A 13,539-nucleotide genomic window follows, 5' to 3' on the forward strand; every position below is an offset into this window, starting at 1 on the left:
TAGTCAACAAACACCTATCGAACCACCAGCCGAATACCCGGAAAATCCTGAAGAACAAATGAATGCCATGTATCGTCTGACGTTAAAGTGGACCCGGCAATTGGAGAAGTCACGTATTGCCGAATATACACAGCTGCTGAATCGTCCTTGGCGTCTGGTTTGGCTCAATCTAATATCAGGCACAGCCCGGGGCGTTGGAATCGCGATAGGGTTTACCTTTTTTGCGGCTACCATTATTTATGTGCTTCAGATTTTAGGAGCACTTAATTTGCCAATCATCGGTGATTATATCGCGGACATTGTACGCATCGTGCAAAGACAACTTGAGCTTGATTATTAGAGAGGTAGTTCAAAAAGTCGTCTTCCCAGGACGAAGTTGTGCGAGAAGCAAATTCGACATCGAATCTTGAATTCAGCCGGGCCAAGCGTAGGCTTCCGTAGCATGTTTCTTGCAGAAACATTTCAGTTGCTCACGTAGATCTATCTACGCTCCGCTACTCAGTCCCTAGCCTCATCCAACCTTCTTGGTCCTGAAAAACCGACTTTTTGAACACGCACTTAAAGGGAACCTATATTATTCCAATGAGTCTTCGCTCTCCAGATGTTCTTCGGCATCCATATGCTGGCGATAAGCATGGTTGCGGTAAAAGCAGGCATGCTGACCATAAATGTCGGTGGCGATGAAGCTTTCATAAGGCTCTACGAACCCCTCCAACTCGGTGGGGCTTTCGTTCTCAAGCTCATTGTATTCTGTCATATCCGAGCTTTCGATGATGGCGGGGACGCCCGATGTGCCAAACCGCTCCAGCGCTTGCCAGGTATCCTCACCGTCAAAGCCATTCTGGTCGTCCCGCTCATCCAGATTTGTTCGTCCAAACGAGGGAGCCAAGACGACCTCCTCCACCGGGCGGTTGTTGGAAACCGAAGTTTGCGGACTATGCTCCAGACAATAAGCCGTTTCAGGAATCGCGTTAAGTCGTTCAAATTGGATCGGGCGGCCGCAGATGGTACAAGTACCGTAGCTCCCCTCCTTGATTCGCTGCATGGCGTCCTCAATTCGGGCAAGATGCAATTGTTGATGTTCTGCCAAGGCCAGATCCTTACCCCGTTCATACACTTCAGAGCCGAGGTCGGCAGGATGGTTATCAATAACGCTTAATTCATCCGTTTGATCACGCAGGGAGCTTGCTATTCCCAGACCTTGGCCGTCCTTTTGCTGATGAACCAGGGAGTAGCGGGTTGCGGTTAGCTTAGCGGTAAGCTGTTCCAGTTGAGTTGCTGTCAAATGAGACATAAGCTTGCTGCTCCTTTCCTTCTTGTCTACGGATATTTTGCACAGAATCGAGACGAAATACCTAAGGAAAAACCTTTCGTGCATGGACGGGCCAATTCCCGCTGTGCTACAATAAACAAGGCTTGAACGTGGAACATCCTGCCGCTTCATGCGGACAGGAAATGAAAAACGAGGTGACTTGCCGCGTGGTATATTTCTTGATTGCATTGATTGTATTTCTCATTGATCAGGGAACAAAATACTTGATCGCTACCCGCTTGACCATCGGAGAGCAAATTCCGGTCATCGGTGATTTCTTCCTGATTACGTCCCATCGGAACCGGGGCGCTGCATTTGGCATTTTGCAAGATCAGCGCTGGTTCTTTATCGTAATAACTACCGTGGTCGTAATCGGAATTATTTGGTATTTGCAAAAAGTGAAACATCAGCCTAATAAAATGCTGCCTACAGCGCTGTCTCTCGTGCTGGGCGGGGCTATTGGCAATTTCCTGGACCGGGCTATAAGCGGCGAAGTAGTGGACTTTCTCCAGTTTAATTTCGGTAATTATACATTTCCGATCTTTAACGTGGCAGACTCCTGCATCGTGGTGGGCGTGGCTTTGATCATTCTGGATTCGTTGATGGAGATTCGCCGGGAGAAGCAAATTGCCGCAGCGCAGCAAGATCATGAGGAGAAAGTATGAGTTCAAGTAAACCATATGAGGCGGAAGCAGACGAGCAACTGGAGTGGGTAGTTAGTCCTGCCGAAGCCAAGGAACGAATTGATAAATACGTGAAGCAGCAGTTAGGCGAAGAGGTTTCCCGCAGCCAAATTCAATTGTGGATTGAGGCGGGAAACCTTATTGTTAACGGGGCTTCTGTAAAAGCCAATTATAAGCTCGCTTCAGGAGACGTGATTTGTTTAACCGTGCCAGAGGCTGAAGCCACAGAGATTGAACCGCAGGATATCCCGCTGGATATTTATTATGAAGACCGGGATGTAATCGTGGTCAATAAGCAGCGAGGGATGGTTGTGCATCCTGCTCCAGGACATGGCTCCGGCACCCTGGTAAATGCCTTGATGTTTCATTGCCATGATCTATCTGGTATCAACGGTGAACTGCGTCCAGGGATTGTGCACCGGATCGATAAGGATACGTCGGGGCTGATTATGGCAGCCAAAAATGATAAGGCTCACGCATCGCTGGCGTCTCAATTAAAGGCTCATTCCGTGACGAGAAAATATTTCGCACTGGTGCATGGTAACGTGAGTCATGATCAGGGAACGGTGGATGCGCCAATTGGGCGCGACCCGCATGATCGTAAGATGTATACCGTTATTGAACGCAATAGTAAGCAGGCGGTTACGCATTTCCATGTTGTTGAACGCTTTGGGGACTACACCCTGCTGGAACTGAAGCTGGAGACCGGTCGTACTCACCAAATTCGCGTACACATGAAGTTTATCGGCCATCCGCTGGTGGGAGACCCGCTCTATGGACGGAGTAAGGGGATCAAGATGAACGGCCAAGCGTTGCATGCCGCGGTGCTGGGGTTTGAACATCCCGAGGATGCACGGTATTTGGAGTATTCAGCTCCGATTCCCGAGGATATGGAAGCTTTATTAGTATCGCTTAGGAATCGCTAATACGGGTTCTGAATGTACATCTCCAGGAGACAGCCTGATCAAATAGTACAAACGATCAGGTGATTAATCCATTCAATATTGGTTCCGCTTCCTGCATATTTATATTGCGCAGATTTTTTTATGATATGAAGGAGTGGAACTCTGATATGAGTACGTTGAACGGGCAAGAAACCTACATTCAGCAGCAATTTGCAGAACGAATTGGCGGATCGAACTATGGTAAAGATACCGCTATTTATAAATTTGAGAAGATCAAACGGGCTAAGGCTGCGGCAAAAAAGGATTTTCCAGACGTTGAACTAATTGATATGGGCGTTGGTGAACCTGACGATATGGCGGATGCTGGTATTGTTGCCAAGCTGGCCGAAGAGGCGGCCAAGCCGGAAAATCGCGGCTACGCTGATAATGGTATTCCGGAGTTTAAGGAGGCCGCCGCCACCTATTTACATGAGGTGTTTGGTGTAGAGGGTATTGATCCGGTAACAGAGGTTGTGCATTCCATTGGTTCGAAGCCAGCGATTGCCATGCTTCCGTCTTGCTTCATCAATCCTGGAGATATCACCATTATGACCGTTCCCGGATATCCGGTTATTGGCACCCATACTAAATATTTGGGTGGTCAGGTGTATACCGTTCCGTTGACGGAAGAGAATCATTTTCTACCGGATTTGGATGCCATTCCAGGGGAGATTGCCGAGAAGGCAAAATTGCTGTATTTGAACTATCCTAACAATCCGACAGGAGCAAGCGCAACGCCGGAGTTTTTTGCCAAAGTGGTGGATTGGGCCAAGAAATATCATGTTATTGTCGTGCATGATGCTCCGTATTCAGCATTGACGTATGACGGTGTGAAGCCGCTTAGCTTCTTGTCCGTACCTGGAGCGAAGGATGTAGGTGTAGAGCTTCATTCCTTGTCCAAGTCTTATAACATGACTGGGTGGAGAATCGGCTTTGTGGCAGGTAATCCGCTAATTGTTAAGGCCTTTAGCGACGTGAAGGACAACAATGATTCCGGCCAATTTATTGCCATCCAGAAGGCAGGAGCTTACGGGCTTGAGCATCCGGAGATTACGGAGAAGATTGCTTCTAAGTATTCCCGTCGGCATGAGCTGCTGGTTGCTGCATTAAATGACTTAGGGTTTACGGCCAAGAAGCCGAAAGGTTCGTTCTTCTTGTACGTGAAGGCTCCAAGTGGTGTAGAAGGTGGCCCTACCTTTGCTACGGCTGAAGATTTCTCCCAGTATTTGATTCGTGAGAAATTAATCTCTACAGTGCCGTGGGACGATGCCGGACATTATGTACGCTTCTCTGTGACCTTCATTGCGCATGGCGAAGAAGAGGAACGTCGTGTTATTTCCGAAATTAAACGCCGTTTGGGCGAAGTGAAATTTACTTTTTAAGTGTTAAGCGGCATGAGAGCTGCCTTCAAGGGTCTTGTTCAGACCTGAGGGCGGCTCTTTTTTTGTTCTATGCAACAGATCAACAGGCACATTAAAATACAGTTGAATAAATATAACTTAAAATGTATAATTATTAGTATAAATCGTTTTTGTGATACTTACGGCTTACGTACATTTTCCGGCTAGGCGTCTTGACAGGCTAACCTCCTTCTGTCATAATTCATGTAAATCATAAGCACCTTTAATCCAGTCCCGTGAGGCTGGCAAGGTAACGTGAATGGGGAAATGGGGCAGACTACGCTCATATGCAGCGATTCTGCCCAAGACCCACGTGACAGTCATGGTCATACTATGACTGAGGACTCCTTGCCTGAATCAGGCAAGGAGTCTTTTTTTATGCGCCATCACGGACCGGACTAGGTGAACATCGTCCTTAAGGAGGTCGTAAGCTGTGAGCATCGAAAGTCATATCATTATGGATGAAACGGCGATTCGGAGGGCATTGACCAGGATTGCACATGAAATTTTGGAACGTAACAAAGGAATTGAAGGTTGTGTGCTGGCAGGAATCAAGACAAGAGGGGTACATCTAGCGAAGCGGTTAGCCGAGCGGCTGGAGGATATTGAGGGAACAGCAATTCCATGGGGAGAGCTGGATGTGACGAATTATCGCGACGACACGGAGAGCTCGGTGCGGGGAACGGCTAAAGCAACCTTCCCGGTCTCTATTCATAGCAAGAAAGTCATCTTGCTGGATGATGTTCTCTACACAGGACGCACGATCCGCGCGGCGATGGATGCCATTATGGACTGTGGTCGACCAGAATCAATTCAACTTGCAGTACTTGCCGACCGGGGACATCGGGAATTGCCGATACGGGCCGATTATATCGGGAAGAACGTTCCGACCTCCCGCTCGGAAGAAATAGAAGTGCTGCTGACAGAGCATGATGGTAGTGACATGGTTCGTATTCTCCATACGCGGGAGGGGAACTGATCATGGGAATGACAGCGAACGCGGTGAAGGAACGTAGCCTGCTAGGGCTGAAGGATCTAAGTGCGGATGAGATCAACTCCATCCTGATTCGGGCGGCTTATTGGGATGCAAGAGAAGAGAAGATGATTCCGGTTCTGAAGGATGCATTTGTGGCTAATATGTTTTTTGAGAATAGTACACGAACCCGGTTTTCCTTTGAAATGGCAGAGAAGCGGCTTGGCGCCCAGGTATTGAATTTTGCGGCGGCAGCTTCCAGCGTAGAGAAGGGTGAATCGATTTATGATACGGTGCGGACGCTCGAATCAATGGGAATCGATGCCGGAGTCATTCGCTTGAAGCCGATTGGTATGCTGGCCGAGCTGGCCAAGAAGGTGAGTGTGCCTCTGGTGAATGCCGGAGATGGCAATAATGAGCATCCCACACAAGCTTTACTGGATCTGTATACGATGAAGCAGCAATTTGGTGAACTGAATGGCCTGAAGGTGTCTATTATCGGGGACATTCAACATAGCCGGGTAGCCCGCTCTAATCTGTGGGCCTTACAGAAATTCGGGGCTGAGGTCAAGCTGTGTGCGCCGCAAAATATGCAGGCACCGGAGCTTGCCGCTTACGCGCCTTACGTCACGATGGATGAAGCACTTTGCGCCGATGTGGTCATGATGCTGAGGGTTCAACTGGAGCGCCATCATGGTGGTATCTTTAGCTCCACGGAAGACTACCGCTTACAATACGGACTGACGGAAGAACGGGCCGGACGGCTGGCCCCACATGCACTGATTATGCATCCGGCTCCGGTCAACCGGGGTGTGGAAATTGATGATGCGGTTGTGGAACATCCGCAGTCACGCATTTTCAAACAGATGCAGAACGGGGTACCTATTCGTATGGCGGTTATGGAGCGAGCTTTACTGTAGGCCATGCCGGGTGACGAGTGAGTGCGCGAGGATGAAATCGGAACATATTAGAGCGGAGGGTGCAGGGATGAGGCTTATAATTGATAATGCAAACATTCTAAACGGACACGGGGAGCAGGAGCTCTCCCGGATTACTATAGAAGATGGCTTGATCGTCAGCATTGATGGAGCCACTGAAGCTGGGACTGCGATAGACGGAACAGCACAGGTGCTGGATGCCAAAGGCAAGCTGGTGACTCCAGGCTTCATCGATATGCATGTGCATTTGCGAGAGCCGGGCTTTGAGCATAAGGAAACGATTGAAACGGGTTCCCGTTCGGCGGCCAAGGGTGGGTTCACCACAATCGCTTGTATGCCGAATACGAAGCCGGTCACGGATAATCCCGAAACTGTAAGTATGGTCAAGCAAAAAGGGGCTGCATCGGGCTTGGTTAACGTGTTGCCCTATGCGGCTATTACCAAAAGCGAGTTGGGCCGGGAGCTTACCGACTTTGCGGCATTGAAAGCCGCAGGAGCCATCGGCTTCACGGACGATGGTGTTGGTGTGCAAAATGCGCAGATGATGAAGGATGCTATGAAGCTTGCTGCTTCCCTGGATATGCCGGTCATCGCCCACTGCGAGGATAATTCGCTGGTGGAAGGCGCGCCGGTGGCTGAAGGGGAATTTGCTCGCAAGCATGGGCTGAAGGGCATCCCGAACGAGTCGGAGGCAATTCATGTCGGCCGGGACATTCTGCTCGCGGAAGCAACTGGGGTGCACTATCATGTGTGTCACGTTAGTACCGAGCAGTCGATTCGCCTGATTCGTCAGGCCAAGGAAATCGGCATTCATGTCACGGCGGAGGTGTGCCCGCACCATTTGCTACTCTCTGAAGAAGACATTCCCGAACTGGATGCCAACTGGAAGATGAATCCACCTCTACGGTCCAAACGGGATGTGGAAGCATGTATTGCCGCACTGGAGGATGGAACCATCGACATCGTGGTCACCGACCACGCTCCGCATAGTGCGGAGGAGAAGGCGAAGGGCATGCAGCTTGCCCCGTTCGGTATTGTCGGCTTCGAGACAGCCTTCCCGCTGTTGTACACCAAGTTTGTCGCAGAAGGACGCTGGAGTCTGGACTTCCTGGTCAGACGGATGACAGCCGATCCAGCGCGTGTCTTTGGCTTAAGTACAGGGAAATTGGAGCCAGGTGCGCAAGCTGACTTAACGATTGTGGATTTGGAGCAGGAACGAGCGGTTGATCCTGGGACCTTCGCTTCCAAGGGACGCAATACCCCGTTCACCGGCTGGAAGCTCAAAGGCTGGCCTGTGGCAACTATCACCAAGGGCAAGCTCGTTTGGTCGGAATAATTGAAGAAAAGATATAAATACCTTTAAAAGTGATGCATAAAGGAGTGCTGAAAGATGCAGGCAAGATTGTTGTTGGAGGACGGCACGTTGTTTACCGGAACCTCGTTTGGAGCAGAAGGGGACAAAACCGGCGAAGTCGTTTTTAATACAGGGATTACAGGCTACCAAGAGGTTCTGTCCGATCCATCTTATTGCGGTCAAATCGTGACGATGACCTATCCGCTAATCGGAAACTACGGAATTTCGCGTGATGACTTCGAATCCGTTGCACCGTCGATCCACGGCTTTGTGGTCCGCCGTTATGAACCAACCCCAAGTAACTGGCGGGCGCAGTACAATTTGGGTGACCTGCTTAAGGAGTACGGCATTCCCGGCATTACCGATATCGATACTCGGATGCTGACCCGATTAATCCGTCATCAAGGGACGATGAAAGGGATTTTGACGACATCAACAAAGTCGATTGAAGAACTACAAGAAATGATGCTCGCAACAAGCATTTCTGAGCTGCGCAATCAAGTGGCGCAAACCTCGACACAACATGTCTACAGTAGCCCGGGCTCCAAGGAGCGAATCGTGCTGGTGGACTTCGGGGCGAAAAGTGGTATTTTGCGCGAACTGAACAAACGGGATTGCGACGTAGTCATTGTGCCGCACAATACAACGGCCGAAGAAATTCGTCGCCTCCATCCTGACGGTATTCAATTGTCCAACGGACCTGGGGACCCGAAGGATGTTCCTTATGCCGTAGACATGATCTCCGAACTGCTTGGCGAATATCCGATCTTCGGCATTTGCCTGGGACATCAACTGTTTGCCTTGGCTTCGGGTGCGGATACCGAGAAGCTGAAATTCGGACATCGCGGTGGCAATCATCCGGTTAAAGAACTGGCCTCAGGACGCTGCTATATTACCTCGCAGAACCACGGTTATACCGTCAACGAAGCTTCCATCTCCGGTACGGAATTGGAAGTTACGCATATCAACAATAATGATAAGACTATAGAAGGCTTGCAACATAAGAAGTATCCGGCATTCTCGGTACAATATCACCCAGAGGCAGCTCCGGGACCCTACGACAATAGCTATCTATTCGATCGATTCATCGAGATGATCCGTGAGAACAAACGGTTGTACCCGCAAAAGCCTCGTCAGGCCGAGATTATGGCCGCTGCGAAAGGAGAATTGTAATTCCATGCCGATCAAAAAAGACCTAAAGAAAATTCTCGTTATCGGCTCCGGGCCGATCGTTATCGGTCAGGCGGCCGAGTTTGACTATGCTGGAACGCAAGCCTGCCAAGCGCTTAGAGAAGAAGGCGTTGAGGTGGTGCTGATTAATAGCAACCCGGCTACCATCATGACAGATACGAACATGGCCGATAAGGTCTACATCGAACCGATAACTCTGGAGTTTGTTACACAAATTATCCGGCAGGAACGTCCCGATGGTCTTCTGCCAACGCTCGGCGGACAAACGGGCTTGAATATGGCTGTGGAGTTGGCGCGTGCAGGCGTGCTGGAACGGGAGAACGTGAAGCTGCTGGGAACACAGTTAACTTCCATTGAGAAGGCAGAGGACCGGGACTTGTTCCGCGAGCTGATGCGTGAACTGGAGCAACCAGTACCGGATAGCACAATCATTACTACGCTGGAGGAAGCTCTGAATTTCGCGGAAGAGATCGGGTATCCTCTTATTGTACGGCCAGCTTATACACTGGGCGGTACGGGCGGCGGAATCTGCGCCACGGAAGAGGAACTAAGAGAGACCGTTGCTTCGGGTATTCGCTACAGTCCAATCGGACAATGCCTGATTGAGAAATCGATTGCCGGCATGAAGGAAGTCGAATATGAAGTTATGCGGGATGCCAACGACAACTGCATCGTGGTCTGCAACATGGAGAACTTCGATCCTGTCGGTGTACATACCGGAGACAGTATTGTCGTAGCGCCAAGCCAGACTCTTTCCGACCGCGAATATCAAATGCTGCGCTCAGCGTCGCTCAAGATTATTCGTGCCCTTAATATCGAAGGCGGATGTAACGTACAGTTCGCACTGGACCCTCAAAGCTTCCAATACTATGTTATCGAAGTAAATCCGCGGGTAAGCCGCTCTTCGGCGCTGGCTTCCAAGGCTACAGGGTATCCAATTGCCAAAATGGCAGCCAAGATCGCTCTTGGCTACACGCTGGATGAGATTATTAACCCGGTGACAGGCCAAACCTATGCTTGCTTTGAGCCTACACTCGACTATATCGTCAGTAAAATTCCACGTTGGCCGTTTGATAAATTCATCCATGCGAATCGGAAGTTAGGGACGCAAATGAAGGCGACCGGCGAGGTAATGGCGATTGGCCGAACCTTCGAGGAATCGATCCAAAAGGCCATTCGCTCTCTGGAAATCGGTACGCACCGCCTTTATTTGAAAGGGGCAGATAAGCTGGATGACGAGACGCTGAACACGCGGCTCATCAAGGCAGATGACGAGCGACTGTTCCTGATTGCCGAAGCCTTCCGCCGCGGGTATGAGCTACAACAAATCCACGACTTGACCCAGGTTGATTGGTGGTTCCTGGACAAAATCGAGAGATTGGTTGCCTTCGAAGCGGAAATCACGCGTGATGCGCAGCTTGATTACGATACGCTGTACCAGGCGAAGCGTCTGGGCTTTACGGACCGGGCGATTGCCGAGCTTCGGGCTGCGGCTCAGCCGACAGGCACGAACTTGGCCGAAGCGGACGTCAGAGACTACCGCCTGGAGCACGGCTTACGTCCTGTATACAAAATGGTTGACACTTGCGCGGCGGAATTTGAGGCATCTACTCCTTACTACTACTCTACTTATGAGACGGAGAACGAAGTGATTCGGACGGATAAGGAGAAGATTGTCGTACTTGGCTCCGGTCCGATCCGCATCGGGCAAGGGATTGAATTTGACTACTCGACGGTGCATGCTGTATGGGCAATCCAGAAGGCTGGCTACGAAGCGGTCATCATTAATAACAACCCGGAGACGGTATCTACGGACTTCAATACCTCAGATCGTCTCTACTTTGAACCCTTGTTCTTCGAAGATGTTATGAACGTAATTAACGAAGAGAAGCCGGTTGGCGTTATCGTGCAATTCGGTGGCCAGACAGCGATTAATCTCGCAGCACCTCTGCAAGAGGCAGGTGTGCGAATCCTCGGAACATCTTTGGAAAGCATCGATGAAGCGGAGGACCGCAAACGGTTTGAGGCATTGCTGTCACGCCTGGATATTGCCCAGCCGAAAGGCAGCACGGTGACTTCAGTAGAAGCCGCCGTGGGCACGGCGCAGTCGCTGGGTTATCCAGTGCTGGTCAGACCTTCCTATGTCTTGGGAGGCCGGGCGATGGAGATCGTGTACTCTGATGCCGAGTTGCTGAAATATATGGAAGAAGCGGTGAATATTAATCCACAGCACCCGGTGCTGATCGACCGCTACATGCTGGGCAAGGAAGTCGAGGTCGATGCGATCTGCGACGGAGAAACGGTACTGATTCCGGGGATCATGGAGCATATCGAGCGGGCCGGAATTCACTCTGGAGACTCGATCGCCGTCTACCCACCACAGCACCTGTCCGATGAATTGAAAGAGAAGATTGCGCTTATTACGATCAAGATTGCCCGCGAACTGAACACGGTCGGGCTGGTCAATATTCAGTTTGTCATCTACAAAGGTGAAGTGTATGTCATCGAAGTGAACCCACGTTCGTCGCGGACGGTGCCATTCCTGAGTAAAGTGACTAACATACCGATGGCTAATGTGGCAACGCAGTGCATTCTTGGTACCAAGCTGAGCGATCTGGGCTACAAGGATGGCTTATGGCCTGAGAGTACCCAGGTAGCAGTCAAGGTTCCGGTCTTCTCCTTCGCCAAGCTGCGCCGGGTAGAGCCGACTTTGGGGCCGGAGATGAAATCCACCGGGGAAGTCATGGGACGCGATCCGCAATATGCCAAAGCGTTGTATAAGGGCTTGATCGGCGCTGGGATGAAGATTCCGGCGACAGGCGCCATCATTGCAACGGTAGCCGATAAAGATAAGCAAGAAGCGGTGGAGCTATTACGTGGCTTCTACCAGCTAGGCTACCAAATCATTGCAACAGATGGTACGGCTTCGGCTTTGATTGAAGCAGGCATTCATGTCACGACGGTCTACAAGCTGTCTGAAGGAGTGCCAAACATTCTGGATCTGATTCGCAACGGAGAAGCTCACTTTGTCATCAATACGCTGACCAAGGGCAAGGCACCAGAGCGGGATGGCTTCCGTATTCGCCGCGAAGCCGTAGAGAACGGGGTGGTCTGCATGACCTCGCTGGATACGGTGCGCGCTTTGCTGGAGATGCTGGAGACGATTAACTTCTCCTCCCAAGCAATGCCGTCATTGTAATGGAAATTTAAACCTGAGAACCAACTACACTTAAGCGGCGGCTCGGAAGCAAATAGCTTCGGAGCCGCACGCATGACTGGAGGAGCCAATTTGCGTTCATTTGAAGAAGCAGCCGGCAGGCTGATCGTCGGACTGGACTTTCCGGAGGCGAAGCAGGCAAGAAAGCTCTTGAAGGAGCTTGAAGGAATCCCTTGTTATATGAAGGTAGGGATGCAGCTCTTTTATGCGGCTGGTCCCGATTTCATCCGTGAGCTGAAGGGGCAGGGCTACTCCGTTTTTTTGGATGTAAAAATGCATGATATTCCTAATACCGTTAAGGGCGGGGCGAACAGTGTTACTCGGCTGGGCGTTGATATGTTCAATGTTCATGCGGCTGGGGGACTCGATATGATGAAAGCCGCTAGAGAAGGCGCGTTGGCAGCGCTGGAGGCCGATGCTTCGTTACCAGCTCCACAGATTATTGCGGTAACTCAGTTGACCAGTACGAATCAGCGGACGTTAAATGAAGAAATTGGTATTCCCGGCAACGTAGAGGACGCCGTAGTGCATTATGCCTCCCTGGCCCAAGAGGCGGGGCTGGACGGCGTAGTTGCCTCGCCCCTTGAAGTCAAGGCGATCAAACAACGCTGTGGACAGGCATTCCTGACGGTAACGCCAGGTATTCGTCCGACCAGCAGCGCCATGGGAGATCAGTCGCGAACACTTACGCCTGGTGAGGCGATACAGCAAGGAACCAATTATATTGTGGTAGGCCGGCCCATAACTGCGGCGGCGCAGCCGCGTGAAGCGGCGGAAACCATTATTAAGGAGATGATGCAACAATGACTCAAAGCTCTTTTGCTTCCGTAGAGGCTAAAATTGCAGCAAGCTTACTTGATATCGGAGCGGTGGCGCTTCGTCCACATCAACCATTCACCTGGACCTCGGGCATTCAATCCCCGATATATTGCGATAATCGGTTAACGATGTCTTATCCCGAGATTCGTGATCTGATTGCCGACTCGTTTGCGGCGCTGATTCAGGAAGTATATCCAGAGGCCGAAGTGGTTGCGGGAACGGCAACTGCCGGCATTCCACATGCCGCCTTCGCAGCTCAAAAGCTGGGTCTACCCATGGCCTATATCCGCGATAAGGCTAAGGGCCACGGCAAGGAGAATCAAATCGAAGGGTTGATCAAGCCGGGCCAAAAGGTTGTGGTCATCGAGGATCTGATCTCGACAGGCGGCAGTTCAATCAAGGCCGCTGAGGCTGTACGTGCCGCTGGGGCTGAGCCGCTCGCTGTGCTGGCCATCTTCAGCTATCAATTGGATAAGGCTGTTCAGGGATTCGCCGATGCTGATATTCCCCTGCAAACTCTCTCTAACTATACGGCGCTAATCGATGTAGCCGTGCAACGTGGAGATATCAAGCAGGAAGACCTGTCACTGCTGCAATCCTGGCGGGAGAACCCGGCAGCGTTCGGGAAGTAAGATAGGCTACTTAACTAAACAGACCATCCACAGGATAGGATAGCGGCTTAGCCTTCCCCCTGCGGATGGTCTTCTT

At 50.9% G+C, this 13,539-nt stretch carries 13 protein-coding genes; 11 read left to right on the forward strand and 2 right to left on the reverse strand.

Annotated features, from left to right (window positions below; translation table 11 throughout):
* The first annotated feature begins 58 nt into the window (after positions 1-58).
* Entirely contained in the window at positions 59-340 is a 282-nt protein-coding gene (locus BN3279_RS16125; RefSeq protein ID WP_232436918.1) for a DUF5665 domain-containing protein, read from the forward strand.
* A gap of 234 nt (positions 341-574) precedes the next feature.
* Here BN3279_RS16125 and BN3279_RS16130 read toward each other — a convergent pair whose 3' ends face one another.
* The gene (locus BN3279_RS16130; protein WP_059052198.1) at positions 575-1,294 is read right to left on the reverse strand and encodes a TraR/DksA C4-type zinc finger protein; all 720 of its coding nucleotides are present in this window, start codon (positions 1,292-1,294) and stop codon (positions 575-577) included.
* 185 nt (positions 1,295-1,479) lie between these two features.
* On the opposite strand from BN3279_RS16130, the gene lspA reads away from it, so the two are divergent.
* The 3 genes from lspA (at position 1,480) to BN3279_RS16145 (ending at position 4,321) form a co-directional block, all read left to right on the forward strand.
* Positions 1,480-1,977: a signal peptidase II gene (gene lspA, locus BN3279_RS16135; protein ID WP_059052199.1), complete on the forward strand. Its 498-nt coding sequence runs from the start codon at positions 1,480-1,482 to the stop codon at positions 1,975-1,977.
* Positions 1,974-2,921, forward strand: coding sequence for an RluA family pseudouridine synthase (locus BN3279_RS16140; RefSeq protein ID WP_059052200.1), 948 nt, complete (start codon positions 1,974-1,976; stop codon positions 2,919-2,921). The genes lspA and BN3279_RS16140 overlap by 4 nt, the downstream gene beginning before the upstream one ends.
* A gap of 146 nt (positions 2,922-3,067) precedes the next feature.
* Positions 3,068-4,321, forward strand: coding sequence for an LL-diaminopimelate aminotransferase (locus BN3279_RS16145; protein ID WP_059052201.1), 1,254 nt, complete (start codon positions 3,068-3,070; stop codon positions 4,319-4,321).
* Positions 4,322-4,534: 213 nt separating this feature from the next.
* On the opposite strand, the gene BN3279_RS24375 is transcribed toward BN3279_RS16145, so the two are convergent.
* On the reverse strand, positions 4,535-4,663 hold the full coding sequence (locus BN3279_RS24375; protein WP_262362539.1) for a hypothetical protein: 129 nt from the start codon (positions 4,661-4,663) through the stop codon (positions 4,535-4,537).
* A gap of 109 nt (positions 4,664-4,772) precedes the next feature.
* On the opposite strand from BN3279_RS24375, the gene pyrR reads away from it, so the two are divergent.
* From pyrR to pyrE, 7 genes are all read left to right on the forward strand, one after another.
* The gene (gene pyrR, locus BN3279_RS16150; protein ID WP_059052202.1) at positions 4,773-5,318 is read left to right on the forward strand and encodes a bifunctional pyr operon transcriptional regulator/uracil phosphoribosyltransferase PyrR; all 546 of its coding nucleotides are present in this window, start codon (positions 4,773-4,775) and stop codon (positions 5,316-5,318) included.
* Between the two features lie 2 nt (positions 5,319-5,320).
* Positions 5,321-6,232, forward strand: coding sequence for an aspartate carbamoyltransferase catalytic subunit (locus tag BN3279_RS16155; protein ID WP_059052203.1), 912 nt, complete (start codon positions 5,321-5,323; stop codon positions 6,230-6,232).
* Positions 6,233-6,299: 67 nt separating this feature from the next.
* A complete protein-coding gene (locus tag BN3279_RS16160) occupies positions 6,300-7,586 on the forward strand; it encodes a dihydroorotase (RefSeq protein ID WP_059052204.1) in 1,287 nt (428 codons plus the stop codon).
* Between the two features lie 54 nt (positions 7,587-7,640).
* Positions 7,641-8,777 (forward strand): glutamine-hydrolyzing carbamoyl-phosphate synthase small subunit, encoded by a 1,137-nt coding sequence (carA, locus tag BN3279_RS16165; RefSeq protein WP_059052205.1) that lies wholly within the window; start codon positions 7,641-7,643, stop codon positions 8,775-8,777.
* A gap of 4 nt (positions 8,778-8,781) precedes the next feature.
* Entirely contained in the window at positions 8,782-11,994 is a 3,213-nt protein-coding gene (gene carB / locus BN3279_RS16170) for a carbamoyl-phosphate synthase large subunit (protein WP_059052206.1), read from the forward strand.
* Positions 11,995-12,066: 72 nt separating this feature from the next.
* A complete protein-coding gene (gene pyrF / locus BN3279_RS16175; protein WP_059052207.1) occupies positions 12,067-12,819 on the forward strand; it encodes an orotidine-5'-phosphate decarboxylase in 753 nt (250 codons plus the stop codon).
* Positions 12,816-13,463 carry an orotate phosphoribosyltransferase gene (gene pyrE / locus BN3279_RS16180; protein WP_059052208.1) on the forward strand — a complete coding sequence of 216 codons (648 nt, stop codon included), beginning with the start codon at positions 12,816-12,818 and terminating at the stop codon, positions 13,461-13,463. Before pyrF ends, pyrE begins: the two co-directional genes overlap by 4 nt.
* The last annotated feature ends 76 nt before the right edge of the window (positions 13,464-13,539 follow it).

Origin of the sequence: Paenibacillus senegalimassiliensis (genome assembly GCF_001486585.1) — a bacterium.
Classification (GTDB): Bacteria; Bacillota; Bacilli; order Paenibacillales; family Paenibacillaceae; genus Fontibacillus; species Fontibacillus senegalimassiliensis.